The sequence below is a fragment of the Rhizobium sp. BK591 genome, from assembly GCF_014195045.1.
Taxonomy (GTDB): Bacteria; Pseudomonadota; Alphaproteobacteria; order Rhizobiales; family Rhizobiaceae; genus Rhizobium; species Rhizobium anhuiense.
The window spans coordinates 503,564-527,120 of sequence record NZ_JACIAZ010000004.1 but is presented as its reverse complement, the minus strand read 5'-3'; the positions used below and the strand labels follow the sequence as shown (position 1 = coordinate 527,120).

The following is a 23,557-nucleotide window of genomic DNA, read 5'->3' as shown; positions in this document are numbered from 1 at the left end:
CACGAGCACGAATCCGTGGGCCATGACGTGCGCGGAGGAGACGCCATCTCATCTTCCTTGTCCATCTGGGAAAGGCGTATAAGCGGAGGCGTCGTTCAAGCCGCAATCGGGCAATGCTTCAGGAGGGCTGCATGATCAGTTTCGAGGCGATAAGGCAGCGTGCCGAGGAACGAAAGGGCGGAGCGGCCGCGTTGCAGGCCCTGCTGCAGAATCACCGGCCGGATCACGAGCGGCTGCGCGCCATGCCCGACGATCGCATCCTGGCGGATATGACCCGGCGGGTCTTCTACAGCGGTTTCGTCCAGAAGGTGATCGATGCGAAGTGGCCGGGTTTCGAGGCGGCATTTTCCGGTTTCGATCCGGCGACGCTGAATATCGCACCCGACGATTATTGGCATGCCCTGACCTCGGATGAGCGGATCATCCGCAACGGCGCCAAGATCATGTCGGTTCGCGCCAATGCCGCCTTCGTCAGGGCGTTGGCGAAGGAATATGGCAGCGCCGGCGTCTTCTTCGCCGACTGGCCACGGGATGACCAGATCGGCCTTCTCGACCTCTTGAGCAAACGCGGCAGCCGGCTCGGCGGCATGACCGGACAATATTTCCTGCGTGGCATCGGCCGCGACAGCTTCATCGGAACGATGGATGTGCTCACCTGCCTCCGATCGGCCGGGGTGCCGCTCTCCTCCTCCGGCACGACGAAGAAGGACCAGCAACTGATCCAGCAGACCTTCAACGACTGGGCCGGGGAAACCGGTCTTTCCCTCATCCATCTCTCACGCATCAGCGCCTATTCGATCGATTCGGCGCACTGAAATTCCGGTCGAGCGGTGGCGCCGGCCGTTCGAACTTCCTACGTGATTGCGACGATCCATCGAGGACGACATCATGACCGATTTTCCCTATGAGAGTGCCCTCATCGTCGGCGCGGGCTCCGGCATCAGCGCCTCGCTCGCCCGGCAATTGTCGGCGCAGGGCGTCAAGGTCGGGCTCGCGGCCCGCAATATCGAAAAGCTGCAAGGGCTCATCGAGGAGACCCGCGCCAGCGCCTTTACAACAGACGTCTCGCAGCCGGCGAGCGTCGCAGCCCTGTTCGAAGAGGCTGCCGCCGCCATCGGCGGGCCCGACGTGGTGATTTTCAATGCCAGCGCCCGCCTGCGCGGGCCGCTCGCCGAACTCGATCCCGCCGAAGTCGAGAAGGCGATCACGACCACCGCTTTCGGCGGTTTCCTGGTGGTGCAGCAGGCGGCACAGCGGATGATCCCGCGCGGCCGCGGCGCCATCCTCATCACCGGCGCCTCGGCAAGCGTGAAGGGCTTTGCGCAATCGGCGCCCTTCGCGATGGGCAAGTTCGCGCTGCGCGGCCTTGCCCAGAGTGCCGCCCGCGAACTGGGGCCGATGGGCATCCATGTCGCGCATTTCGTCATCGACGGCGCAGTGCGCTCGCAGATCCGGCCGGATCGGGCGGAGAAGCCCGACGGCACGCTGCTGCCGGAGGCGATCGCCCAGACCTATGTCGACGTGCTTCGCCAGCACCGCAGCGCGTGGTCGCTGGAGGTGGAAGTCCGGCCGTGGACGGAGAGCTTCTGAGCTAGATCAGCGCGCCGCCGCCGGAGAAGGCAACTTTCGCGGCGGCATCAAACGCACTATGTTTCGTCCTCTGAGCTGGCTGGGAGGAAACCGATGCCGCGCCTGGACCACGTCACCATCGAAACCCGCGATGCGCCTGTCATGATCAGTTTTCTCGAAACCTTGCTCGGTGTCAGGGAAGGCTATCGGCCGCCCTTCGCCTCGCCCGGCCATTGGCTCTATCTGGACGAACGCCCGGTCATCCATCTCAGCCTGACATCGCGCAGCACCGATTTTCCGCCCGGCATCTTCAACCATGTCGCCTTCAGCCTTTACGAATTCGGGCCGGCGCTGGAACGCATCAAGGCGAGCGGCTATCGCTACGAATATTACGATATTCCCGACACCGATCTCGGTCAGGTCTTCGTCTACGGCCCCGAGGGCGTGAAGATCGAGCTGCAATATCCGCGTCCGGCCTGATCGTCGCGGCGCCATCCGATCTGACGAATTGAACGGCAATTGCCGTCAAAAACGGCGTTTGGGCCGCAAACGTTAAAAAATTCTCAGCGACATTAACGGCTTGTTTACCACGTTTCGTGAAAGGTGCGGATTGAGCAGTAGCGATCCGCATTCCTTGCCCCAGTCTCGCGTTCCTTAAGGATGCCGCTACATCGTTCAGCTTGAGGAAAGTCTAATTGACTAACTTCTTGTGAATGGTGCGCTCCGGTTCGCGCAAAGGCGCGGGCAGCAGACGGAAAAGCCAAAGATCGAGCTCTGACGAGAGGTCGAGCAGTCGAAGCGAGCAAGAAGATGAACGGATCGCGATCAAATCCTTCCCGACAGTCCGACAGGACCTCGCTCGATGCGCTGAACCGCACGATCGAAGGGCTGGAGGCGCGCATCGAGGGGCTGATGGGCAGCACCGGGCGCGAACAGCGGCCGCGCACGGCAACGCCCGAGCGCGATCCCTATGCCGGCTCCTATGCTCCGCGGCCCGCAAAGGCCCCGCCCGAGCCGCGGCCGGATCCGCTCGCCGAAATCCGCCAGCGCCAGCGCGCCCTCGAAGCCGGCCGCGAGCGGCCCTACACACGCGAGCAGGCCCCGCTCTCACGTGAACCGGCGCCACGCGCCGCCGCCCCAGTGCCGGCGCCCGCCTTCCGCGCCGGTGACGACACGATGACGGAGATCGCCCAGGCGCTCGTCAATCTGCGGCAGGACCTGAAGCGCGACATTTCCGAGGGTGTCACCCGCGAGATGAATACGCTGCGCGCCGAGCTGCGCGAGATCAAGGAAAATGCCGGGGACAGCCGTTTCGCCGACGACATGCGCGCCGATATGGGCCGCCTTGCCCAGAGCATCACCCAGCTGACCGGCCGCTCGAGCGGCCCGGAGGCCGCCGGCCTGCGCGAAGATTTCGAGGAGCTGCGCTCGCTGATGGACGGGCTGGCGCGCGAGGATTCGCTGCGCCATATGGAAAACCGCTGGGACGGCGTCGAGAGCCGGCTTGCGGCACTCGATACCGAAGGGCTGCAGGAAGAGCTGGTTTCGCTGGCCTACCGCCTCGACGACATCAAGCGCCACATCGGCGGCATGGGCGAAAGCCCGGCCGTGCGGGCGCTGGAAGACAAGCTCATCTCCATCGCCACGGCGATGGAGCATTTCGGCAACATGATCCAGCCGCACGACCGGGTCATGTCCGAACAGTTCGCCGCCATGGACATGCGGCTCGACGAGATCAGCCGGGCGATCGCGGCCAGCGGGCGCGCGGCTGCCGCGAACGATCCGGCGCTGATGCAGCGGCTGGAAAGCCGGCTTTCGGCGCTCGCCGATCAGATCGACCTGATGAGCCATGATGCGGCCAGCCGTGCAACGCCGGCCGACGAGCTGGCGATGCGGCTGGAGGCGCTGACCGGACGCGTCGAGGAGTTGGCGAATGCGGAAGCGACGTCGCGGCTCGACGAACGGCTGGAACATCTTTCCTATCTGCTGGAGCGCACGCAGAAGGCTGCGCCCCAGCCCGACCTCACCGGCACGCTGTCCGACATTTCCCGCAAGATCGACGCGCTTGAGAACGGCGCCGTCAACGATGTGCTGGCGCAGCGGCTCGATTATCTCGCCCGGCGTATCGACGAGATGGCGCATCAGCAGCAAGTGCCGGTGCCGGCCGCTGCGGTCGACGACGGCGCCTTCCGGCGCCTCGAAGGACGACTGAGCGACATCGCCGCCCGGCTGGAAGAGAGCACATCCGCAGCGCCGACCGATCCACGGGCGCTGAAGAACCTCGAAGACCAGATCGCCCATCTTTCGGCGCTGATGAGCGAGCCGCGCGAAAGCGCTGCGATGCCCGCCGAATTCGACCGTCGCATGGGCGCGATCGAAGACTATATGGCGACGAGCGACGAATATATCATCGAAGCCGCACGCCAGGCGGCCGAAGCCGTCGTCGAAGCCTATTCGCGCCATGGCGGCCCGCAGGGCGCCGTGGCACCCGCCGACATGTCGGCGCTGACGGCACTTGCCGAAGATCTGCGCCACCTCGAAGATCTCAGCCGCGACAGCGAGGAGCGCACGCACAAGACTTTCAAGGCGCTGCACGAGACGCTGGTCCATATCGCCGACCGCCTCGACGGCATGGAAGAGCGCGGGCGGCCGCTCGCCCAGATGCCGGTGGCCGAGGTCGATTTCGATGTCGATCCCTACGCGCTGATGGTGGCCGAAGCGGAGATGAACAGGGCGGCGGAGACAGCCGCAACGCTGAAGGCCTCTCCGGTGATCCGTACGGCCGAGGTCGCAGCCGAACCTGCCGCCCCGGCTCAAACCAGCGCCATGAGCGGAACGAGCGTGATCGCCATCGAAGCCGCGACCCGGACGACGGAGGCAGCGGCAGCGGCTCCGGCGCCGTCAAAGGTCAGCCTGCTCGCCAGCCTCGGCAAGCGGCTGCTGCCGGCCAAGAAAACCGAGAGCCGGGCGAGCGAACGCCCGATGATCGACCCCGCGCCGTCGATCGACCCCGCCGACGTGGTGCCGACGGATGCCGCAAACGAACTGCTCGAGCCGGGCTCGGGCACACCTGACGTGAAGAAGATCCTGGAACGGGTTCGCGCCAGCCAGAGTGCGGCGCGCGGCAAACCTGCCGGCGAAACCGACCGGGCCGATTATATCGCCGCCGCCCGCCGTGCGGCGCAGGCGGCCGCGATGGAGGTGGACGCCAATCCGAAGCAGGCCGCCGTCAAGCCCGAGAAGAAAGGCGCGACCGCCGGCAAGGCTGGCAAGACGTCTGACAAGACGGACAAGACCAGCGCCTTTTCGCGCTACCGGCGGCCGATCCTGCTGGCGGTCGGCGCGGTGCTGCTCGCCATCATGGCCTTTCCGCTTGCCCGGACGCTGACGAGCGGCGAGAGCGCACCGCAGGCGCCAGCCGAAGTCTCGGCGCTGAGCGGGGCGACGGAAAACCCGTCGCCTGCTGTGCCGGAAGCGACACCCGCCCAGCCGGACGCCGCAGCCCTCGGAACGACCGCGCCGGCAGCGGAGGCTACGCTTCCCGCTGGCGAACAGGCGCAGCCGGAAGCAGCCCCGCCGGTTGCCGGCGAGCATCTGACCGACGCAGCACCGCTCGACGGCGAAGGGGCTGCGACGTTTGCCCCCCCTGCTCCATCCGGCGCAGCACAGGAGACATCGGGCTTCGTTCCCGCACCTGCACCGCAGGCCGCCATCACCATTCCCGACACTGTCCAGCCGAAATCGCTGGCCGATGCGGCAAGCGGCGGCGATGCGCTGGCGCTGTTCGAGATCGGCGCGCGTTATTCGGACGGCCGCAACGGCATGACGATCGATCAGAAGCAGGCGGCAAGCTGGTATCAGCTTTCGGCCGACAAGGGCTTTGCGCCTGCTGAGTACCGGCTCGGCAGCATGTACGAGAAGGGCAACGGCGTCGAGCGCGACATCGCCAAGGCGAAGGGCTTCTACGAGCAGGCGGCAAACCAGGGCAATGCCAGCGCCATGCACAATCTCGCCGTCCTCTACGCCTCCGGCGCACTCGGCCAGCAGGATTATGCGACGGCCGCCTCGTGGTTCACCAAGGCTGCGAATCTCGGCATCACCGACAGCCAGTTCAACCTGGCGATCCTCTGCGCCAGGGGCAACGGGGTGCCGGCGGATCTCGAAGAATCCTACAAGTGGTTTGCGATTGCCGCCAAGGCCGGCGACAAGGATGCGGCGCAGAAGCGCGACGAAGTGGCCAACGCCATGAAGCCCGATCAGCTCGAACGGGCGCGCGCCAAGGCCGATCTGTGGAAGCCGGAGCCGCTCGACCACCGCACCAACGCCATCGACATCCCCGACGAATGGGCCGGCACCGGCGCCAAGACGGCGACCGTCGACATGAAGAAGGCGATCCGCAACATCCAGGCGATCCTCAACAATAACGGCTTCGACGCCGGCGCGCCGGACGGCGAAATGGGCGCGAAGACCGTGACCGCGATCAAGAACTTCCAGAAGTCGGTCGGCCAGGAGCCGGACGGCAAGGTGACCGACGCAACCGTGAAGGCGCTGCTCGAACGCAACAAGCAGGGCAGCAAGGCAATCTAAGCGCGTCGCATCGACACGGGATCGTTTCATATCTCTGCTTTGGGCAATCTGAAGGGCCTGGCGGCACAATGCCGCAAGGCTTCTTCCAATTTTTCCGCCGCCTGTCACAAAACCTGAAAAAAGCCGGATTATGCCCGGACATATCGATCCGCGCATCCGGCGAATCCTCTGCCGCCGATCTCTTCGCCAATCAGGCCCGATCGAAAGCCTCTGGCAACGATTTCACAGTATGGTGCGCATTCGAACGGGGACGTGACAGAAACCGCCCGGCAGGAGCGGTCATCATTCGGGGTCAGCTGTGACAATCTATCTGCCCATCGCAGAATTGTCGGTGAACATCTTCATCATTCTCGGCATGGGGGCGGCCGTCGGATTCCTGTCTGGAATGTTCGGCGTCGGCGGCGGCTTTCTCATCACGCCGCTGCTGATCTTCTACAACATTCCCCCTGTCGTCGCGGTCGCGACCGGCGCCAACCAAGTGGTGGCGTCGTCGATCTCGGGCGCGATCACCCATTTCCGGCGCGGCACGCTCGACGTCAAGCTCGGCACGGTGCTGCTGCTGGGCGGCCTATCGGGCGCCACGGTCGGCATCTGGATCTTTTCGCTTTTGCGCCGGGTCGGCCAGCTCGATCTCATCATCTCGCTGATGTACGTCATCTTCCTCGGCACCGTCGGCGGACTGATGCTGCTCGAAAGCATCAATGCGATGCGGCGGGCAGCGCGCAACGAGCCGCCGGCGCCGCGCAAGCCCGGCCACCAGCACTGGGTGCACAAACTGCCGCTCAAGGTGCGTTTCAAGAAATCGAAGATCTATCTGAGCGTCATTCCGGTCGTCGCGCTCGGCTTTGCGATCGGCATCCTCACCTCGATCATGGGTGTCGGCGGCGGCTTCATCATGGTGCCGGCGATGATCTACCTGCTGCGCATCCCGACCAATGTCGTCGTCGGCACCTCGCTGTTCCAGATCATCTTCGTCACCGCCTATACGACGATCGTGCAGGCGGCGACGAACTTCTCCGTCGACATCGTGCTCGCCTTCATCCTGATGGTGGCGGGTGTCATCGGCGCGCAATACGGCGTGCGGGTCGGCCAGAAGCTGCGCGGCGAACAGCTGCGCGCCCTGCTCGGACTGCTGGTGCTCGCCGTCGGCCTGCGTCTGGCGGTCGCGCTGGTGGTGACGCCGGCCGACGTCTATTCGGTGGTCATGGGAGCGGGCAACTGATGCGCCTGCTGGCTTTCATCATCGCACTGTTTTGCCTGCTGCCGGCGACTGCCGGAGCGCAATGGCTGCCGGGCCAGGCGACGGAAGCGGTGCGTGAAGGGTTGGAAATCGGCACCTCGACCAGCGAAATCGCCATCACTTCGGATTTCCACGGCGCCGACCTGACAATCTTCGGGGCGCTCTCGAACACCGACCAGCTGCTGCTCGCCATCGGCCAATATGACGTGGTCGTGGTGCTGGAAGGCCCGCGCGAGGATGCGACGGTGCGCAGGAAGGAACGGGTCTTCGGCATCTGGGTGAATACACGCTCGATGACCTTCGAGGCGGTGCCGCATTCCTATTCGATGTCGAGCTCGCGCATGACCGACGATCTGACGACGCCGCTCGAGCTGACCGATCAGGGGATCGGCATCGATCATATTCCGCTCACGCCGGTCGGTTTCGTCGGCGACGGCAGCAATCTCGGCGAATTCCGCGACGCCTTCCGGCGGCTGCAGCAGGGCGGCGGCCTCTATGACCGGAACACCAGCGGTGTGCGGTTCGTTTCCTCCAACCTCTTCAAGGCGAGCCTGCGCCTGCCGGCCAACATTCCGAACGGGGTGCACACGGTGCGCGCCTATCTGTTCAAGAGCGGCCTTTTCGTGACCGACAAATCGCTGCCGCTGCGGGTCATCAAGACCGGTATCGAACAGACGATCACAGATGCGGCGCACAATCAGCCGATCCTTTACGGCTGCGCGGCCGTGGCTCTCGCCGTCATCACCGGCTGGGGCGCCAGCCTGATCTTCCGTAAGGACTGATCCGCCGCAGGGCGTTCAAGATTTCTCCCCGAAAACAGGCTCGGCAAGGCGCCGAGCACGACGGCCTGCGGGCAGCAGCAGCCTGCCCGGATAGTCCACTCCAAAAACCGCTTGCATTTCGCTATCAGTCAGCTTAGTTTTCAACCAGTTGTTAAACGCAACTGGTTTTGAGCAATCCAGGAGGAGGATGGAAATGAGAAAGCTTGTTGTCTGGAACCTGATGACGCTCGACGGTTATTTCGAAGGCACGAAGCCTTGGGATATCGACTTCCACAATCTCGCCTGGGGACCTGAGCTGCAGCGCTATGCCGAACAGTTCGGCAGGGAGGGCGATCTGCTGATCTTTGGCCGCAAGACCTATGAGGGCATGGCTTCCTACTGGCCGACCGCCGAGGGCGAAGGTGAGATCAAAGCCTATATGAACGGCATCGCCAAAATCGCCGTATCGCGGACGATGACCGAACCCGGCTGGACCAATGCCCGCATCGTCAGCGACCCAATCCCGGAATTGACGAAGCTGAAGCAGGAGGACGGCAAGACGATCTTCATCTTCGGCAGCGCCGAGCTTGCCGACAGCCTGCTGAAAGCCGGCCTCATCGATGAAATCAGGGTCTGCGTCGTGCCTGTTATCCTCGGCAGCGGCAACCCGCTTTTCAAATCTGCGGAAAGCCAGGTGCCGCTGAAGCTGATCGAATCCTCGACGACGGAAGGCGGCGCGATGATCCTGCGCTACGAGCCCGTCAAAGCCTAGCGGGCCCTCTCCTTAGGCCTCCCGGCGATCAGGCCAGCATCCCCCTGGCCGCCCGGGAAAGCATCCGGGAAACTTCGTATTCGACTAAAAACCGGTCTTTAACATTTACGAGTTAGTAATCTCTCGGAAACGAGAGGTTTTGTTATGCGTACTCGTATCGTTCTGACAGCCGTCGGGCTGGCGCTGCTTGCCGGCTGCGCGACGGCGCCCAAACAGACGCGGAACATCTGCGCCGTCTTCGACGAGCGCGACGGGCTCTTCACCAGCTGGCAGCGTGCCGCCGAGCGGACGGAAAAGAAATACGGCGTGCCGGTGCCGATCCTGATGGCGACGATGTATACCGAATCCGGCTTCCAACCCTATGCGCGGCCGCCGCGCACCAAGCTGTTCGGCTTCATTCCCTGGACCCGGCCGTCGACGGCCTACGGTTATTCGCAGGCGTTGGACGGGACCTGGGATCACTATCAGTCGCAGACGGGGAACTGGGCCGCGCGCCGGACAAACTTTTCCGACGCGATCGATTTCATCGGCTGGTATCACTACCAGAACAGCGTGGAGACCGGCATTCCGCTGAACGATGCCTATAATCTCTATCTCGCCTATTATTCCGGTCCGACCGGATATAAGCGCGGCGACTGGCGCTCGAACGGGCAATTACAGCAGACGGCGCAGAGGTTCGCGCGGATGGCGGGGACGTATCAGCAGCAGCTGCGGGAGTGTGATTGATTTAAGGGTGTGCAGAGGGGTACGCGGCACATCGGGTCGTAGCGCTATCCCCGCAAATTCCCATACCGCACCGAGTAGATCCGGTCCCTGCCGAGCAGATGGGCGATCAGCGATCCCCTGTCGAAAAGACCGTGCATCGCCTGATGGCCGAGGTCGAGGCCGCCGCTCATGACGCCGAAGGCCGGCATGAGGAGGCGGGCGCCGTCGGTGGCAAAGCAGGGGCGGCGGACGGATTTGTCGCGGCGGCGGACCGTGGCCGACGGGTGCAGGTGGCCCGATATTTCGCCCTTCTGCAAGCCGTTCCTCGGCTCGTGGCGGAAGGTCAGGCCGGCATAATGCATCTCGTCGGTGGAAGCGCCCGCCAGATCGACGATGCCATCCGGATCATGGTTGCCGTTGATCCAGATCCATTCGCGGCCGCGCGCCATTTCGACGATCAGCGCCCGGAAATTCTCCGGCAGATGCTTTGAGCCGATACGGTCGTGGAAATTATCGCCGAGCGAGACGACGAGCTTCGGATCGTAGCGCGAGATGACGGCGGCAAGGACGGTCAGCGTCGCCAGCGTATCATAAGGCGGCAGCATCATGCCGCGGCGGGCAAAGGCCGCACCCTTTTCCAGATGCAGGTCGGAGACGACGAGCAGGCCGGCATCCGGCAGATAGAGAGCGCCGAGCGGATCGCAGACGGCGGCAATGCCATGGACCGACGTCTCGACGCCCGGCACCGTGGCCAATCCCGATATGTCGCGCGCCAGCGCCAGGCGGTTCATCACTTCTGTTATTCCCAAATACCGTCGTCAGGCCCAAGCCTCGTCAAGCAAGCGCTTCGGCGATCAGATCGTCCGCCGCTTCGGCGAGCAGCACATCATGGGCCTCGCCCGGCACCGCCTCGCGTCCGATTTCCAGCATCACCGGCACGGCGAGCGGGGAAATATGGTCGAGGGCGCGGTGGGTGATGTGGCCCCTGATTCGCCTCAGCATATCGCCAAGACGGCCAATATCCAAAAGTCCCGTCGCCGCATCCTGCCGCGTCGCCTGCAAGAGGATGTGATCCGGCTCGTGGCTGCGCAGCACGTCATAGATCAGATCGGCGGAGACGGTGATCTGGCGGCCGCTCTTTTCCTTGCCCGGATGGCGGCGTTCGATCAAGCCCGCAATCACGGCGCAATTGCGGAAAGTGCGTTTCAACAGGAAGGATTCGTCGAGCCAGGCTTCGAGATCGTCGCCGAGCATATCCTCGTCGAAAAGGTCGGAGAGGCTGAGCCGGCCATTGCCGATCATCAGTCCCATATCCTCGAGCCCCCAGATGGCCAGCGAATAATCGGTGGCGACGAAGCCGAGCGGCTTGGCGCCGGCCCGCTCCAGCCGGCGGGTGAGCAGCATGCCGAGCGTCTGGTGGGCGAGACGGCCTTCGAAGGGATAGGCGACCATGTAGCCGCGGCTGCCGCGCGGGAAGGTTTCGATCAGGAACTCGTCGCGCTTCGGCAGCATCGACTTGTCGTTCTGTAAGGACAGCCAGTCGCGCACCTGATCCGGCAGGCGCTGCCATCGGTCGGGATCGGCGATCATCGCCCGCACCTGCTCGGCGAGATAGGTCGACAGCGGAAACTTGCCGCCATTGTAGGAGGGGATCTTCGGATCGAGCGAAAAGGCCTGCGACGCCAGGCACTCGTTTTCACGGATGCCCTCGAAACGCAGCACCTTGCCGGAGAAGACGAACGTATCGCCCGGCGACATCTGCTCGAGGAAATATTCCTCGACCTTGCCCAGCGTGGCGCCGCCACGGCCGATCCTGCCGCCCTCGCCGCGCTTGACCATGCGGATATTCAGCATCGGGCTTTCGACGATGGTGCCGAGGTTGAGGCGGTATTGCTGGGCGACCGCAGGATTGGAGACGCGCCAGCGGCCCTCCTTGGTCTTGCGGATGCGGGCATAACGCTCGTAGGTCCGGAGCGCATAACCGCCGGTCGCGACGAAATCGACGATGCGCTCGAAGGTCTCCCAGCTGAGATCGGCATAGGGCGAGGCGCTGGTGACCTCGTCGTAGAGTTCCAGCATGTCGAAGGGTTCGGCGCAGGCCATGCCGAGCACGTGCTGGGCGAGCACGTCGAGCGCGCCGCGGCCGACGGGCGGGGTGTCCTGGGCGCCGATATAATTGGCGTCGAGGGCGGCCTGGCACTCCATGACCTCGAACCGGTTGGCCGGCACCAGGATCGCCTTCGAGGGTTCGTCCATGCGGTGATTGGCGCGGCCGATGCGCTGGGCAAGACGCGAGGCGCCCTTCGGCGCGCCGACATGGATGACCAGATCGACATCGCCCCAGTCAATGCCGAGATCGAGGGTGGAGGTGGCAACGACGGCGCGCAGCCGGTTTTCGGCCATCGCCGCCTCGACCTTGCGGCGCTGGCCGACATCGAGCGAGCCGTGATGGAGCGCGATCGGCAGGTTGTCGTCATTGATCGTCCAGAGCGCCTGAAACAGCATTTCGGCCTGGCTGCGGGTGTTGACGAAAAGCAGCGTCGTCTTGTGTTCGAGGAGCTTGTTGTAGACGTCGGGAATGGCATACCGGGCGGAATGGCCGGCCCAGGGAATGCGCTCCTCGGTCGACAGGATCGCGATATCGGGCTTGGCGCCGCCTTCGACGACGACGAGGCCGGCATGATGCTCCCTGCCCTCCTCCTGGCCGACCAGCCATTTCTGCAGGTCCATGGGCTCGGCGACGGTGGCCGAGAGGCCGATGGTCTTGAGGTCGGGGGCAAGGCGGCGGAGACGAGCCAGGCCGAGCGAGAGCATATGGCCGCGCTTGGAGGTAACGAGCGAATGCAACTCGTCGAGGACGATATATTTCAGGTCCTTGAAGAAGCGTTCGGCCTCGCGGTTGGCCAGCAGCAGGGCGACCTGTTCCGGCGTAGTCAGCAGAATATCCGGCGGGTTGAGCTTCTGGCGCTGGCGCTTGGCGTTCGGCGTGTCGCCGGTGCGGTTTTCTATCGTGACCGGCAGGCCCATCTCCGCGACCGGCTTCATCAGGTTGCGCTCGATATCGATGGCGAGCGCCTTCAGCGGCGAGACATAGAGCGTGTGGATGCCGGTGAAGGCGGAGCCGGGCGGGATCTTGCCGCGGCGGGTGAGATCGGTGAGCGAGGGCAGAAAACCGGCGAGCGTCTTGCCGGCGCCGGTCGGCGCAATCAGCAGCGTGCTTTCGCCGGCCTCGGCGCGGGCGAGCAGTTCCAGCTGATGGGCGCGCGGCCGCCAGCCCTTTTCCGCAAACCAGCGGGTAAAGGCGGCAGGCAGCAGGGCACGGGCTTCGGAATCGATCTGGTCCACGCCTGGAAGGTAGTGAAATGCCAGGGAAAAAGAAGAGCCGCGGGCCTTCACATGGCGATATAGCGGTCCTTGCGGTGGTTGATGGCAATCGTGAGGTTGAGAACGATCGCACCAAGCACGGAGCAGGCGATGATGAAGGGGGTGGCGACGAAGAAGGAAAGCGCCAGGATGATGCCGTCGAAGCCGAGCTGAACGAAGCCGGCGCGCCAGCCGAAGCGATCCTGGAGATAGAGGGCGAGAATGCCGATGCCGCCGAGGCTGGCGCGGTGGCGGAAGAGCGCCAGCATGCCGGCGCCGATGACGAGGCCGCCGAACAGCGCGCCGGCTATCGGATCGACATGGGCAATGGTGATGAAGCCCGAGACGAATTCAGACAGGACCGAGGTCAGCGCGATGGCGGCAAAGGTCTTGATGGTGAAAGCGAGACCCAAACGGCGGAAAGCAAGATAATAGAAGGGCAGGTTCACGACAAAGAAGCAGAGGCCGAAGCTGAAGCCGGTCGCATAATGGGCGAGGAAGGCCATGCCCGCCGTGCCGCCGGCAAGCAGCCCGGCGCCGGAGAGAAGCGTTACGCCGAGCACGGCGAGCATGCTGCCGGCGACGATGCCCTGGGCGTCGTCGAAGAGCGAATGACGATCGGCGCTGGAATTCAGAAGGCCTGCGAAAGCGTTGGATGCCATGTTGTTCCCCTGTCGGCTTTTCCGTCTTCTATCCGGGGTCAGGATAAAGGCAAGTGGCAAGCAGCAAGCGCGCCTCTTGACATCCGATATAATCGTGGATATTTTTTATCCACGAATTGAGGAGGCATCCTGCATGAAGATGAGCGACGGGGTCGAGCAGGCCATTCACAGCGTGGCGATGCTTTCCGGCCTCTCCGAAGGCGGCGTGCTTTCGGCGGCCGCGCTGGCGGAATTCCACGGCGTCTCGACGAGTTATCTGTTGAAGCATCTGCAGGCGCTGTCGGGCGCTGGCATCCTCGATACCGTGCCGGGGCCGAAAGGCGGATACAGGCTGGCAAAGGCGGCGAAAGAGATTTCGCTGCTCGACATCCTGCTTGCCGTCGAAGGACCGGCGCCGGCCTTCCGCTGCGCCGAAATCCGCCAGCGCGGACCGAACCCGGTCTCCGATCGGTTCTTTGCCCAACCCTGCACCATCAGTGCGGCGATGCTCAGAGCCGAACGGGTCTATCGGGCCGAACTTGCCAAGACCAGCATTGCCGATCTCGGCATCGAACTGAATGCCCTCGACGACGGATCGATCGCAGCCAGAGGCTGCGCTTTCCTCGAAATCCATGAACGCAAGACGGCTCGCTGAGCCACTCACACAGGAGAAAGACCATGCAACCACGTTTCAACTTCGCCAAAGCCGCTCCCGATGCCTACAAGGCGGTCGCCGCACTCGAGCAATATGTCCAGTCCTCCGGGCTGCAGCGCCGCTTCATCCACCTGATCAAGCTGCGCGCCTCGCAGATCAACGGCTGCGCCTATTGCGTCGACATGCATGTGAAGGAAGCCCGCCATGACGGGCTCTCCGAACAATGGATCAATCTGATGTGCGTCTGGCGGGAATCGCCGGTCTATGACGCCCGTGAACGGGCGCTGCTCGGCTGGGTGGATTCCGTGACCAACATCGCCAAAACAGGCGCCCCGGATGGCGACTACGAGACGCTGAAGGCGCATTTCTCCGAGAAGGAGATGACTGAGATTACGGTGGCGATCGGCGCGATCAACATCTGGAACCGGCTTGCCGTCGGCTTCCGCTCGCAGCATCCGATTGATGCGGCAACGAAGGCTGCGTGAGATATTTGCTGGAGGGGAAACATCCTCTGGCAACCGACCCGAAAACTCGGGTCGGTCGAATATCGGGTCACTCGTGATCCCGGGTGGCCCGTACGGCAACGGCGTCAAACCGATTGTCCGAGAGGTCGATGCTGTTGAACAGGTCTCGGACGACTTTCGCAATTTCCTCTGCGGAAGTGCCCTTGGCGTATTCTTCCTGCATACGGCGTCTCACAAGCTTTTCCAAATCTGACATAGTTCACCTCATCAAATCCGGCGCGGGAGGAGTGTCGCGCCGGGGCCGATCTGAGGCAAGTTACGATTTGTTTAGAATGGCTTACCGTTTTGTAAGGTTAGAGCGCGATGTAGCGATCGGCGCGGTGATTGATGGCGACGAAGAGGTTGAGGACGACGGCGCCGAGCACCGAATAGAAGACCACCGGCGGGATGGTGACGAAGAAGGCGGCGGCGAGCACGCACATGTCGATGGCGAGCTGGACGAGGCCGGCGCGGATGCCGAAACGCTCTTGCAGATAGATGCCGAGAATGCCGACGCCGCCGAGGCTGGCGCGGTGGCGATAAAGCGCCAGCAGGCCGAAGCCGAGCAGCAGGCCGCCGAGCAGGGCGGCCCAGGCCGGATGAATGCTCGAAATCGAAAAGAAGCGCGACTGCACATCGGCAATCACCGAGGTCAGGCCGATGGCGACGAAGGTCTTGATGGTGAAGGCCATGCCGAGGCGCTTCCACGAGAGATAGAAGAACGGCAGGTTGAGCAGGAAGAAGGCGAGGCCGAAATTGACGTCGAAGGCATAGTGCAGAAGGAAGGCCACACCGGCGGTGCTGCCGGTGAGAAGGCCGGCGCTGGCAAGCACGTAGAGGCCGAGCGCGGCAACCAGGCTGCCGGAGAATATGCCCTGCACATCCTCGATCGGGGTGTGGCGCGTCGCGCTGGTGTTCCAGACGCCAAGAGCATTGATGAGCTGTGTCATGTCGCCAATCTCCACGGCAGACGATGTTAAAAAACGCGCTGGGGGAGACCCGGGCGCGACGGAATTTTGCATAATGAAAGAAGCCGGAGCGCCTCGGCGATAATTGCCGGGCATCTCTGATGATGCAGCGCAGTATCGGGTTTTTCGGTCTTTTGATCAAGCAAAATAGGTAAGCAATGCTGACCTATTAAAAAATCGCAAGAAATGTTCGCTCACGCTGGTTTGCGCGTAAGGAACAGAATGCCGGATACCGGTTTTCCGCCATCTTTGCGAATGACCGACTTGACGGTCGCAAGGATTTGCAAGCCGTGACGGGCAAGAAGCGCCCTGACATAGCTTTCCGAATGGGCGTAACGCAGCGACGGGGCGAGATGGAAGCCCTCGCCGTCTCCCGCATCCTCGACGGAAAAGGCGATATCGGCGCCTGATGCCGCGAGTTCTCCGATGATGGCAAAGACGCTTTCGAGATTGCCGAGATACATCAGAACATCGGCCGCCGTCACCAGATCGGCGCGATGGCGGGCGGCATCGGCAAAGAGACCGGAGAGATCGGGTGCGAGCGAGAGGTCGGCCTGGGCGAGACTGTCATACACCTGTTTCTCGGCCGCCTTCACCAGCATGTTCTGCGAGAGGTCGAAGCCTTCCAGGCGGTCGACACGGCCACGGATCTCCGGGCCGAGCAGGCCGGTGCCGCAGCCGAGATCGACGGCGCGTTCGTAACGCCTGCCGGTGGAGGCGATCAGCGCTGCGAGCTTCTGCGGGACGCTGTAGTCGAGTTTTTCAACAAGGGCTGATTCGAAACGATCGGCATAGTCGTCGAAAAGGCGCTCGACATAGCGGCTTGGCGGCCGGTCGGGCGTGGCTACGTCGCCGAGAATGGCGAGCTTGAGCGTTGCGCCGAAAATATCATCGGGATCGAAGGCAAGCGTCCTGCGGTAGGCCTCGATCGCGGCATCCGCCCTGCCCGCCTTTTCCAGATAGGTGGCGAGGCGATACCAGCCGGCGGCCCAGGCCGGCACGAGTTCGAGCGCCTGTTCCATCAGTTCGGCGGCCGCGTCCGGCTCACCGCCTTCTTCGAGCATCCTGGCATAGTCGGCGCGGCGGTCGGCGATGACATCGCCGGAGGAAAGCTGGTGGTGCATCAACGGACCTATTGGTTGGCCCGCATTTGGCGGCGGCCACAAAAAAACTCAAGTCCTATTTCAGAGGCGAAGCGGCCAATTCCGGAAAGGGCTTGCGGGCTGAAGGCCGCGACCTTATTCCAAGGGCAAACAGGAGATGGCTTATGTCCGATCAGGCGAACAGGTTCCTCGGCGATTCAATCGGCCGCACAGTGATAAAGCTTATCGTCGTGTCGCTGATCGTCGGTTTCGTCATGACCGTCTTCGGCCTGACGCCGTGGAGCATCATCGACGGCGTGCGCGACTTCATCCTGGAAGTCTGGCACCGGGGCTTTTCGGCACTCGGGCGCGTCGGCGACTATCTGATCCTCGGCGCGACGATCGTCATCCCGCTCTTCGTCATCCTTCGTCTTTTCAGCTACCGCCGGTAACATGACATCCATCGATCTTTCCAGGCGCGGGCTGCTGCGCCTTTCCGGACTTGCGCTCGCCGCCGGCATCGCCGGCTGCACCACGACCCCGCGGATCGCCGGGACGCCGTCCGACGGCGAGGACGAGACGGCGCGGGTGCTGCCGCTCGTCAACCAGCTCAGAGCCAAAAACGGCCTGCCGCCGCTGGCCGTCGACCCGGCAGCGAGTACGGCTGCTCTCTTCCAGGCGAAGCGCATGGCGAGTGCCGGCAAGATGGCGCACCTCATGAGCATGACCGACAGTTTTGGCGCGCGTGTGAAAGCAAGTGGTGTCCGGCTGCCGGCGGCAGAGAATATCGCCTCCGGCCAGCAGAGCGTCGATGCCGTGGTGACGGCCTGGATCAACTCGCCGCATCATCTGGAAAACATGCTCGGGCGTTATGACGGCCTCGGTGTCGCCGTCGCCCATAATCCCTCTTCCCGGAACCTGCCCTATTGGGCCATGGTGCTTTCCAGCTGAGGCGATTCCGCCTGCAGCAATTCAGAATGTTACAGCGTCCCTAGCGCCTCTCACCAGGACGCGCGGCGCTGTCGCGGCGAGGCAGGCATGGATAGCAGGATCGACGACAACAGGCTCGCTTTCGACGTGACCCACCGGCTGGTGCTGTCGATCGCCCTTCCGATGACGCTCGGCTTCATGACGACGCCGCTGCTCGGGCTGACCAACACCGCCGTGGTCGGCCGCATGGGCAATGCGGAGGCGCTGGCGGGGCTGGCGATCGGCGCGATGCTCTTCGATCTGATCCTCGGCAGCTTCAACTTCCTGCGCGCTTCGACCACAGGGCTGACGGCGCAGGCCTATGGCCGCCGGGATCAGCACGAACAGCAGGCGGTTTTCTCCAGGGCGATGATCTCGGCGCTCGGCTGCGGACTGGCGCTGCTCTGTCTTTCGCCACTGCTGATGGCGGCGGGCTTGACGCTGATGGGCGCGGAGGGTGCGATCGCAGAGGCGACCAGCACCTATTTCTCCATCCGCATGCTGGCGGCACCGGCGGCGCTGGCGAATTACGCCATCCTCGGCTTCGTGCTCGGACGCGGACAGGGCAATATCGGACTGCTGCTGCAGGCGATCATCAACGGCATCAACATCCTGCTTTCCATCTATCTCGGCCTGACCCTCGATTGGGGCGTGACGGGGGTCGCCTGGGGAACGATGGCGGGCGAAACCGTCGGCGCGCTTGCCGGGCTTGTCATCGTGCTGCGCGGCTTTAACAAGGCAGAGCGGCCGGCATGGGCGGAGATCGTTTCGCGGCATCGGCTGGCCGAGCTTTTCGCGCTCAACCGCGACATCCTGATCCGCACCTTCGTGCTGATCGGCGCCTTCACCATCATGACGCGGATCGGCACCAGCTTCGGCGCGGTGACGCTTGCCGCCAACGCCGTGGTGATGAATTTCTTCCTGCTGTCTGGCTACTATCTCGACGGGCTTGCCAATGCCGCCGAACAGATTATCGGCCGGGCGATCGGCGCGCGTTACCGGCCGGCCTTCGACCGCGGGCTGAGGCTGACGATCTTGTGGTCCTTCGGGCTGGCGGCGATCGGCTCCGCCTTCTTCTTCCTCGCCGGACCCTGGCTGATCTCGGTGCTGACGACTTCACCCGAGGTCCGGCAGGCCGCCGAAACCTATCTGCCCTGGGCGGCGGTGACGGGGCTGACCGGCGCGCTCGCCTTCCTGATGGACGGGGTCTTCATCGGCGCGACATGGTCGGCCGAGATGCGCAACCGGATGCTGATGTCCTTTGCCGGCTATCTGCTGATGCTCGCGGTCTTCGTGCCGCTCTTCGGCAATCATGGCCTGTGGCTGGCGATGAACGCCTTCCTGCTCTTCCGCGGCGTCTTCCTGGCGATGCTGGTCAAGCGGCGCGCCGATCAGACCTTCCGCGCCGCCCAATAATCCCGCCTGGTATCGCGCAGGTCGCGGATCGAGCCGGCCTTTTCGCGGTCCAGGAGTTTCGACAGGCCGCGGACGATATCGCCGGCGAGGCCCGGGCCTTCATAGACCATGCAGGAATAGAGCTGGACGAGATCGGCGCCGGCCCTGATCTTTTCCAGCGCGGTTTCGGCCGAGGAGACGCCGCCGACGCCGATGATCGGCAGATCAGGGCCGACGCGCTTGCGCATCCTGGCGAGCACCGCCGTCGACTTTTCGAACAGCGGCACGCCGGAAAGGCCGCCCGCCTCCTTCGCCTGGCGCTGATCCTTCAGCCCGTCGCGCGACAGCGTGGTGTTGGAAACGATCAGGCCATCCAGCGCATGCGAGAGTGCTTCGGCGGCGATATCATCCATGCCTTCCTCGGTCAGATCGGGGGCGATCTTCAGAAAGACCGGGATCTTCCGGCCTGTTGTCGCCGCCATCTCGTCGCGTGCCGCAAGCACGGATGACAACAGCACCGCCAGGCTTTCGCGCCCCTGCAGGTCGCGCAGGCCGGGCGTGTTCGGCGAGGAGATGTTGGCGGTGAAATAGCGGGCGACGGAATAGAAGCGGCGGATGCCGGCGACATAATCGGCGACGCGGTCCTCGCTGTCCTTGTTGGCGCCGATATTGACGCCGATCATGCCACCGCCCGTTAGCGCGGCGAGGCGCCCAAAGGCGGCATCATGGCCTTCATTGTTGAAACCGAGACGGTTGATGACGCCTTCATCCTCCACCAGGCGGAAGATGCGCGGCCGCGGATTGCCGGATTGCGGTTTCGGCGTCACCGTGCCGATCTCGGTAAAGCCGAAGCCGAGCTTCAGCAGCGCCTCCGGCACCTCGGCATTCTTGTCGTAACCCGCGGCCATGCCGAGCGGGTTGTCGAAGGTAAGGCCTGCGACGGTCTGGCGCAGGCGCGGATCGGGCTTGAGCTGGCAGGCGGGCACGAGGCCGGATTTCAGCGCGGCGATCGACATGCCGTGTGCCGTTTCCGGATCGAACAGGAAGAGACCCTTGCGGGCGAGACGCTTGAAAGGATCGATCATGGCCTAAGCTCCGGGAAAATATGGGCGCCGGCTTCGTCGAGCGGCAGAGGCGCCTCCCAGAGCACGGCCGCCAGCGGCAGATCGGCGAAGAGATGCGGGAAGAGATCGCCGCCGCGCGAAGGCTCGAAGACCAGCTTGTCACCGAAGCCGCTGCCATCGACCGCAATCAGCAGCAGGCCGGACTGGCCGGCAAAATGCAGGGCGGCGGTCTGCTTCACCTGGGCTGCCGTCGAGAAATGGATGAAGCCATCCGTGAGATCGATGCCGGCGCCATGAAAAGTGCCGGTTTGTCTGGCTTGCTGCCAGAGCGTTTCCGTCACGATCTTGTAAAGGGTCGGTGTCAGGGTCATCATGGCCTCGCGACTGCTGGTCCTTGGTCACGAGGCTTTGCCGGAAAGAGGCGGCGATGTCCACGCCCCGGCGCGAAAAACGGGACCGCTGGAACAGAATTAGAGCATGATGTCGTCCGAAAACCGCGCACACTTTTCGGCATCATGCTCCAGTAGCAAAATCCGGAGGATGAGACGATGAAGGTTTTAGTTCTGACACTTGGCGTTTTTCTCCTGCCGTTGGCGGCCTCGGCGGCTGAAACCGACGCCGGCCGCTTCCAGCTGGAGAAGAGCGGCGATCATTTTGTCCGTCTCGACCGGCAGACCGGCGCCATGTCGATCTGCCAGGACAAGGACGGCGCCCTCGTCTGCCGGATGGCGGCCGACGAGCGGGCGGCCTATGAGGACGAACTCGACCGGCTGGCAAAGCGGGTGACGGCGCTTGAACAGGGCAATGTCGCCCAGCGCGCGCTGCCGAGCGACGCCGAGGTCGAGCGCTCGATCAGCATCATGGAGCGGATGATGAAGAGTTTCATGGGGATGGTGAAGGAGTTCCAGGCTGAGGAAAACACCAATCCCCTTCCGCAGAAGACCTGATTGATATAGTCCTATGCCAGCAAGCCAGCATGCAACGCGGAGGGACGGCGTCGCATGCAGGCATGATCGGGCTCTTGGGAGGGAGTTTTCGATGCAGGAACAAACCATCATCATTGCCGACGATCATCCGCTTTTCCGCGACGCGCTACGCCAGGCGGTGATCGGCATGGAAGGCCGGCAGTCGATCGTCGAAGCCGGCGATTTCGCGGCCGCACGCCGGGCCGCCGGCGCCCACGCGGATGCCGACCTGATGCTGCTCGACCTCGCCATGCCCGGCGTCAGCGGCTTTTCCGGGCTGATGGCATTGCGCTCGGAATTCGCCAGCCTGCCGATCGTCATCGTCTCGGCCACCGACGATGCGACGACGATCCGCCGGGCGCTGGAGCTCGGGGCTTCCGGCTTCATTTCGAAATCTTCCGGCATCGACGATATCCGCCGCAGCATCCAGACGGTGCTTGCCGGCGACATCGCCACGCCGGAAAGCTACCGCGACGGGCAGGAGCAGGATCCCGATGTCGCCGACCTGATCCACCGTCTGCATACGCTGACGCCGCAGCAGAGCCGGGTGCTGACCATGCTCGGCGAAGGGCTGCTGAACAAGCAGATCGCCTATGAACTCGGCGTCTCCGAGGCGACGATCAAGGCGCATGTCTCGGCGATCCTGCTGAAACTCGATGTCGACAGCCGGACGCAGGCCGTGATTCAGCTCGGCAAGATCAATATGGCGATGGTTGCCTGAACGTGGCACGCCTGATGTGACAGGATTTTATTCCTCCTGATCTTTACTCGGGCGGGCCGGTCGGTTAACATTCCGCCCGGTTGAAGCGCGCCGCTGAATCAGCCGCGCAGGGATCGGGCGCATATGCTGTCACACGACCAGATTTGGGAAGCGATCGACAGGCTTGCCGAACGGCGCGAGCTGACGCCATCCGGTCTTGCGCGCCGCGCCGGGCTCGACCCGACCTCGTTCAACAAGTCGAAACGGCTTTCCGCCGACGGGCGCTTGCGCTGGCCTTCGACGGAATCGATCGCCAAGGTGCTCGACGCGACAGGGGCGAGCATGGAGGAGTTTCTTGCCTTCATGCGGCCGGACGCCGGGCCGGGCCAGCCGGCCGGACAGTCTGACGGCGCGTTTCCGCCGCAAGGCAGCTCCATTCCACTGCTCGGCTTCGCGCAGGCCGGCGCCGGCGGCTTCTTCGACGATGGCGGTTTTCCGGCCGGCCAGGGCTGGGACGTGGTGGAATTTCCGGCAGCCCCGGCACAGAAGGCGGGCGTCTATGCGCTGGAGGTGCAGGGCGAGAGCATGATGCCGCTTTACCGCGACGGCGACGTGCTGATCGTCGAGCCCGGCGCCCAGGTGCGCCGCAACGACCGCATCGTCGTGCGCACAAACGAGGGCGAGGTGATGGCCAAGGTGCTGCTGCGGCAGAGCCCGCGGTCGATCGAACTGATGTCACTCAATCCCGAACATCCCAACCGCACCCTCGAGCTTTCCGACGTCGATTGGATCGCCCGCATCATCTGGGCCAGCCAATAGGAAGATATTCCATGCGCCCTGCCGCCATCTTCACAGGTCTCACAGGGATGGTGGTGGTGGCCGGCCTGCTGATGGCGGGCGAAGCAAGACTTCGCAGCGGCGCAGTCGGGGAAGAGACGACGTCCGCAGAGGAAACGGCGACTGCGGCGGAGGCTGCCCCCGCAGCCGGCAAAGCCGCTGCGATTTCGGACGATCAAGCCGAAATGATCGCCCGGTCAGCGGAACCGGCGGTTCCGCCCGCTCCGGATCCAGGCGGCGATGTCGCACCCAAACCCGCCAATATAGCGCAAAAAGCGGAGACGACGGCCGGGCAGGCGGCCGGCCCGGCCGCGAAAAAACCGATGGAACTGGCGCGGCCGATGGTCGAAAATGCCGGCATGCTTTCCTTTGGCGAGCGGAAACTTCAGCTTACCGGCATCGTGCCGACGCCGGCGGACAGAATATGCGGGCCGGCGGGCCGGCAATGGCCCTGCGGCATGATGGCGAAGACGGCGCTGCGTCAGCTGCTGCGCAACCGCAGCGTCACTTGCGATGTCGAGACAGCGGAATGGAAGGAAACGGTGACGGCCGCCTGCCGGCTCGGCACCCAGGATCTCGGCTCATGGCTTGCCGAAAATGGCTGGGCGGAAGCGGCGGCGGGGTCGCCGCTTGCGGGGATCGCCGAGACGGCCAGGCAGGCGGGAAAAGGCGTCTATGGCGCCGATCCGCGCCGCAAATGACCGGCCGCCATGACAAGCGCGAACAGCCGCGGATATGGCCGATCTCTTGTAATGACTGCAACCAATTCCTAATCTGGGCA

General features: G+C 63.9%; 26 protein-coding genes. 18 read left to right on the top strand and 8 right to left on the bottom strand.

Annotation, left to right across the window (positions count from 1 at the left end):
• The first annotated feature begins 131 nt into the window (after positions 1–131).
• From FHX10_RS20755 to FHX10_RS20715, 9 genes are all read left to right on the top strand, one after another.
• Entirely contained in the window at positions 132–815 is a 684-nt protein-coding gene (locus tag FHX10_RS20755) for a DNA-3-methyladenine glycosylase I (protein ID WP_097544981.1), read from the top strand.
• 73 nt (positions 816–888) lie between these two features.
• Positions 889–1,590 carry an SDR family NAD(P)-dependent oxidoreductase gene (locus tag FHX10_RS20750; RefSeq protein WP_184390121.1) on the top strand — a complete coding sequence of 234 codons (702 nt, stop codon included), beginning with the start codon at positions 889–891 and terminating at the stop codon, positions 1,588–1,590.
• A 93-nt stretch (positions 1,591–1,683) separates the two neighbouring features.
• Positions 1,684–2,049 (top strand): VOC family protein, encoded by a 366-nt coding sequence (locus FHX10_RS20745; protein WP_063473923.1) that lies wholly within the window; start codon positions 1,684–1,686, stop codon positions 2,047–2,049.
• Positions 2,050–2,379: 330 nt separating this feature from the next.
• Complete coding sequence (locus FHX10_RS20740) at positions 2,380–6,156, top strand: peptidoglycan-binding protein (protein WP_184390118.1); 3,777 nt, start codon at positions 2,380–2,382, stop codon at positions 6,154–6,156.
• 68 nt (positions 6,157–6,224) lie between these two features.
• On the top strand, positions 6,225–6,458 hold the full coding sequence (locus FHX10_RS20735) for a hypothetical protein (protein ID WP_047617013.1): 234 nt from the start codon (positions 6,225–6,227) through the stop codon (positions 6,456–6,458).
• Positions 6,455–7,378, top strand: a complete 924-nt coding sequence (locus FHX10_RS20730) for a sulfite exporter TauE/SafE family protein (protein WP_047617014.1) — start codon at positions 6,455–6,457, stop codon at positions 7,376–7,378. The genes FHX10_RS20735 and FHX10_RS20730 overlap by 4 nt, the downstream gene beginning before the upstream one ends.
• Entirely contained in the window at positions 7,378–8,178 is an 801-nt protein-coding gene (locus tag FHX10_RS20725; protein ID WP_047617015.1) for a TIGR02186 family protein, read from the top strand. Before FHX10_RS20730 ends, FHX10_RS20725 begins: the two co-directional genes overlap by 1 nt.
• A gap of 193 nt (positions 8,179–8,371) precedes the next feature.
• Complete coding sequence (locus FHX10_RS20720; RefSeq protein ID WP_184390116.1) at positions 8,372–8,929, top strand: dihydrofolate reductase family protein; 558 nt, start codon at positions 8,372–8,374, stop codon at positions 8,927–8,929.
• A 144-nt stretch (positions 8,930–9,073) separates the two neighbouring features.
• The gene (locus FHX10_RS20715) at positions 9,074–9,655 is read left to right on the top strand and encodes a transglycosylase SLT domain-containing protein (protein ID WP_025570306.1); all 582 of its coding nucleotides are present in this window, start codon (positions 9,074–9,076) and stop codon (positions 9,653–9,655) included.
• 44 nt (positions 9,656–9,699) lie between these two features.
• Here FHX10_RS20715 and pdeM read toward each other — a convergent pair whose 3' ends face one another.
• From pdeM to FHX10_RS20700, 3 genes are read right to left on the bottom strand one after another with little or no spacing between them, the layout of a single operon-like run.
• The gene (gene pdeM / locus FHX10_RS20710; RefSeq protein WP_184390232.1) at positions 9,700–10,425 is read right to left on the bottom strand and encodes a ligase-associated DNA damage response endonuclease PdeM; all 726 of its coding nucleotides are present in this window, start codon (positions 10,423–10,425) and stop codon (positions 9,700–9,702) included.
• A gap of 43 nt (positions 10,426–10,468) precedes the next feature.
• Positions 10,469–12,979 (bottom strand): ligase-associated DNA damage response DEXH box helicase, encoded by a 2,511-nt coding sequence (locus FHX10_RS20705; protein WP_097544959.1) that lies wholly within the window; start codon positions 12,977–12,979, stop codon positions 10,469–10,471.
• 47 nt (positions 12,980–13,026) lie between these two features.
• The gene (locus FHX10_RS20700) at positions 13,027–13,659 is read right to left on the bottom strand and encodes a YitT family protein (protein WP_025570301.1); all 633 of its coding nucleotides are present in this window, start codon (positions 13,657–13,659) and stop codon (positions 13,027–13,029) included.
• 133 nt (positions 13,660–13,792) lie between these two features.
• Here FHX10_RS20700 and FHX10_RS20695 point away from each other — a divergent pair, with 133 nt between their 5' ends.
• Positions 13,793–14,293, top strand: coding sequence for an RrF2 family transcriptional regulator (locus FHX10_RS20695; RefSeq protein ID WP_028756098.1), 501 nt, complete (start codon positions 13,793–13,795; stop codon positions 14,291–14,293).
• A 23-nt stretch (positions 14,294–14,316) separates the two neighbouring features.
• A complete protein-coding gene (locus tag FHX10_RS20690; protein WP_028756099.1) occupies positions 14,317–14,778 on the top strand; it encodes a carboxymuconolactone decarboxylase family protein in 462 nt (153 codons plus the stop codon).
• 67 nt (positions 14,779–14,845) lie between these two features.
• Here the strand turns inward: FHX10_RS20690 and FHX10_RS20685 are convergent, their stop codons facing one another.
• The 3 genes from FHX10_RS20685 to FHX10_RS20675 form a co-directional block, all read right to left on the bottom strand.
• Positions 14,846–15,013: a hypothetical protein gene (locus tag FHX10_RS20685; protein WP_155295742.1), complete on the bottom strand. Its 168-nt coding sequence runs from the start codon at positions 15,011–15,013 to the stop codon at positions 14,846–14,848.
• 97 nt (positions 15,014–15,110) lie between these two features.
• Positions 15,111–15,746 (bottom strand): YitT family protein, encoded by a 636-nt coding sequence (locus tag FHX10_RS20680; protein WP_028756100.1) that lies wholly within the window; start codon positions 15,744–15,746, stop codon positions 15,111–15,113.
• A 212-nt stretch (positions 15,747–15,958) separates the two neighbouring features.
• Positions 15,959–16,891, bottom strand: a complete 933-nt coding sequence (locus tag FHX10_RS20675; protein WP_088930333.1) for a class I SAM-dependent DNA methyltransferase — start codon at positions 16,889–16,891, stop codon at positions 15,959–15,961.
• 140 nt (positions 16,892–17,031) lie between these two features.
• Here FHX10_RS20675 and FHX10_RS20670 point away from each other — a divergent pair, with 140 nt between their 5' ends.
• The 3 genes from FHX10_RS20670 to FHX10_RS20660 all read left to right on the top strand — a co-directional run bounded on the left by FHX10_RS20670 (position 17,032) and on the right by FHX10_RS20660 (position 19,231).
• Positions 17,032–17,298, top strand: coding sequence for a DUF6460 domain-containing protein (locus FHX10_RS20670; protein WP_028756102.1), 267 nt, complete (start codon positions 17,032–17,034; stop codon positions 17,296–17,298).
• Position 17,299: 1 nt separating this feature from the next.
• A complete protein-coding gene (locus FHX10_RS20665) occupies positions 17,300–17,797 on the top strand; it encodes a CAP domain-containing protein (protein ID WP_028756103.1) in 498 nt (165 codons plus the stop codon).
• 87 nt (positions 17,798–17,884) lie between these two features.
• Positions 17,885–19,231, top strand: coding sequence for an MATE family efflux transporter (locus tag FHX10_RS20660; RefSeq protein ID WP_028756104.1), 1,347 nt, complete (start codon positions 17,885–17,887; stop codon positions 19,229–19,231).
• Here the strand turns inward: FHX10_RS20660 and FHX10_RS20655 are convergent.
• Together FHX10_RS20655 and FHX10_RS20650 are read right to left on the bottom strand one after the other, a co-directional pair.
• Positions 19,207–20,295: a quinone-dependent dihydroorotate dehydrogenase gene (locus tag FHX10_RS20655; RefSeq protein ID WP_028756105.1), complete on the bottom strand. Its 1,089-nt coding sequence runs from the start codon at positions 20,293–20,295 to the stop codon at positions 19,207–19,209. The two genes, FHX10_RS20660 and FHX10_RS20655, sit on opposite strands and share 25 nt — an antisense overlap.
• Entirely contained in the window at positions 20,292–20,645 is a 354-nt protein-coding gene (locus tag FHX10_RS20650; RefSeq protein WP_025570287.1) for a DUF952 domain-containing protein, read from the bottom strand. The genes FHX10_RS20655 and FHX10_RS20650 overlap by 4 nt, the downstream gene beginning before the upstream one ends.
• 177 nt (positions 20,646–20,822) lie before the next feature.
• Between FHX10_RS20650 and FHX10_RS20645 the strand changes: the two genes are divergently transcribed.
• The 4 genes from FHX10_RS20645 (at position 20,823) to FHX10_RS20630 (ending at position 23,477) form a co-directional block, all read left to right on the top strand.
• On the top strand, positions 20,823–21,221 hold the full coding sequence (locus FHX10_RS20645; RefSeq protein WP_025570286.1) for a hypothetical protein: 399 nt from the start codon (positions 20,823–20,825) through the stop codon (positions 21,219–21,221).
• Between the two features lie 91 nt (positions 21,222–21,312).
• The gene (locus FHX10_RS20640) at positions 21,313–21,960 is read left to right on the top strand and encodes a response regulator (RefSeq protein WP_028756106.1); all 648 of its coding nucleotides are present in this window, start codon (positions 21,313–21,315) and stop codon (positions 21,958–21,960) included.
• A gap of 123 nt (positions 21,961–22,083) precedes the next feature.
• Positions 22,084–22,758, top strand: a complete 675-nt coding sequence (locus FHX10_RS20635) for a S24 family peptidase (RefSeq protein ID WP_183844911.1) — start codon at positions 22,084–22,086, stop codon at positions 22,756–22,758.
• 11 nt (positions 22,759–22,769) lie between these two features.
• Complete coding sequence (locus tag FHX10_RS20630) at positions 22,770–23,477, top strand: thermonuclease family protein (RefSeq protein ID WP_183844910.1); 708 nt, start codon at positions 22,770–22,772, stop codon at positions 23,475–23,477.
• Positions 23,478–23,557 lie beyond the last annotated feature (80 nt).

What these genes read in the sequence shown, in the direction of transcription:
- FHX10_RS20755 (WP_097544981.1), top strand. Translation starts at nt 132, where the DNA reads ATGATCAGTTTCGAGGCGATAAGGCAGCGTGCCGAGGAACGAAAGGGC.
- FHX10_RS20665 (WP_028756103.1), top strand. Translation starts at nt 17,300, where the DNA reads ATGACATCCATCGATCTTTCCAGGCGCGGGCTGCTGCGCCTTTCCGGA.
- FHX10_RS20670 (WP_028756102.1), top strand. Translation starts at nt 17,032, where the DNA reads ATGTCCGATCAGGCGAACAGGTTCCTCGGCGATTCAATCGGCCGCACA.
- FHX10_RS20630 (WP_183844910.1), top strand. Translation starts at nt 22,770, where the DNA reads ATGCGCCCTGCCGCCATCTTCACAGGTCTCACAGGGATGGTGGTGGTG.
- FHX10_RS20735 (WP_047617013.1), top strand. Translation starts at nt 6,225, where the DNA reads ATGCCGCAAGGCTTCTTCCAATTTTTCCGCCGCCTGTCACAAAACCTG.
- FHX10_RS20690 (WP_028756099.1), top strand. Translation starts at nt 14,317, where the DNA reads ATGCAACCACGTTTCAACTTCGCCAAAGCCGCTCCCGATGCCTACAAG.
- FHX10_RS20635 (WP_183844911.1), top strand. Translation starts at nt 22,084, where the DNA reads ATGCTGTCACACGACCAGATTTGGGAAGCGATCGACAGGCTTGCCGAA.
- FHX10_RS20715 (WP_025570306.1), top strand. Translation starts at nt 9,074, where the DNA reads ATGCGTACTCGTATCGTTCTGACAGCCGTCGGGCTGGCGCTGCTTGCC.
- FHX10_RS20640 (WP_028756106.1), top strand. Translation starts at nt 21,313, where the DNA reads ATGCAGGAACAAACCATCATCATTGCCGACGATCATCCGCTTTTCCGC.
- FHX10_RS20655 (WP_028756105.1), bottom strand. Translation starts at nt 20,295, where the DNA reads ATGATCGATCCTTTCAAGCGTCTCGCCCGCAAGGGTCTCTTCCTGTTC.
- FHX10_RS20650 (WP_025570287.1), bottom strand. Translation starts at nt 20,645, where the DNA reads ATGACCCTGACACCGACCCTTTACAAGATCGTGACGGAAACGCTCTGG.
- FHX10_RS20725 (WP_047617015.1), top strand. Translation starts at nt 7,378, where the DNA reads ATGCGCCTGCTGGCTTTCATCATCGCACTGTTTTGCCTGCTGCCGGCG.
- FHX10_RS20680 (WP_028756100.1), bottom strand. Translation starts at nt 15,746, where the DNA reads ATGACACAGCTCATCAATGCTCTTGGCGTCTGGAACACCAGCGCGACG.
- FHX10_RS20685 (WP_155295742.1), bottom strand. Translation starts at nt 15,013, where the DNA reads ATGTCAGATTTGGAAAAGCTTGTGAGACGCCGTATGCAGGAAGAATAC.
- FHX10_RS20695 (WP_028756098.1), top strand. Translation starts at nt 13,793, where the DNA reads ATGAAGATGAGCGACGGGGTCGAGCAGGCCATTCACAGCGTGGCGATG.
- FHX10_RS20645 (WP_025570286.1), top strand. Translation starts at nt 20,823, where the DNA reads ATGAAGGTTTTAGTTCTGACACTTGGCGTTTTTCTCCTGCCGTTGGCG.
- FHX10_RS20700 (WP_025570301.1), bottom strand. Translation starts at nt 13,659, where the DNA reads ATGGCATCCAACGCTTTCGCAGGCCTTCTGAATTCCAGCGCCGATCGT.
- FHX10_RS20660 (WP_028756104.1), top strand. Translation starts at nt 17,885, where the DNA reads ATGGATAGCAGGATCGACGACAACAGGCTCGCTTTCGACGTGACCCAC.
- FHX10_RS20750 (WP_184390121.1), top strand. Translation starts at nt 889, where the DNA reads ATGACCGATTTTCCCTATGAGAGTGCCCTCATCGTCGGCGCGGGCTCC.
- FHX10_RS20745 (WP_063473923.1), top strand. Translation starts at nt 1,684, where the DNA reads ATGCCGCGCCTGGACCACGTCACCATCGAAACCCGCGATGCGCCTGTC.
- FHX10_RS20720 (WP_184390116.1), top strand. Translation starts at nt 8,372, where the DNA reads ATGAGAAAGCTTGTTGTCTGGAACCTGATGACGCTCGACGGTTATTTC.
- pdeM (WP_184390232.1), bottom strand. Translation starts at nt 10,425, where the DNA reads ATGAACCGCCTGGCGCTGGCGCGCGACATATCGGGATTGGCCACGGTG.
- FHX10_RS20740 (WP_184390118.1), top strand. Translation starts at nt 2,380, where the DNA reads ATGAACGGATCGCGATCAAATCCTTCCCGACAGTCCGACAGGACCTCG.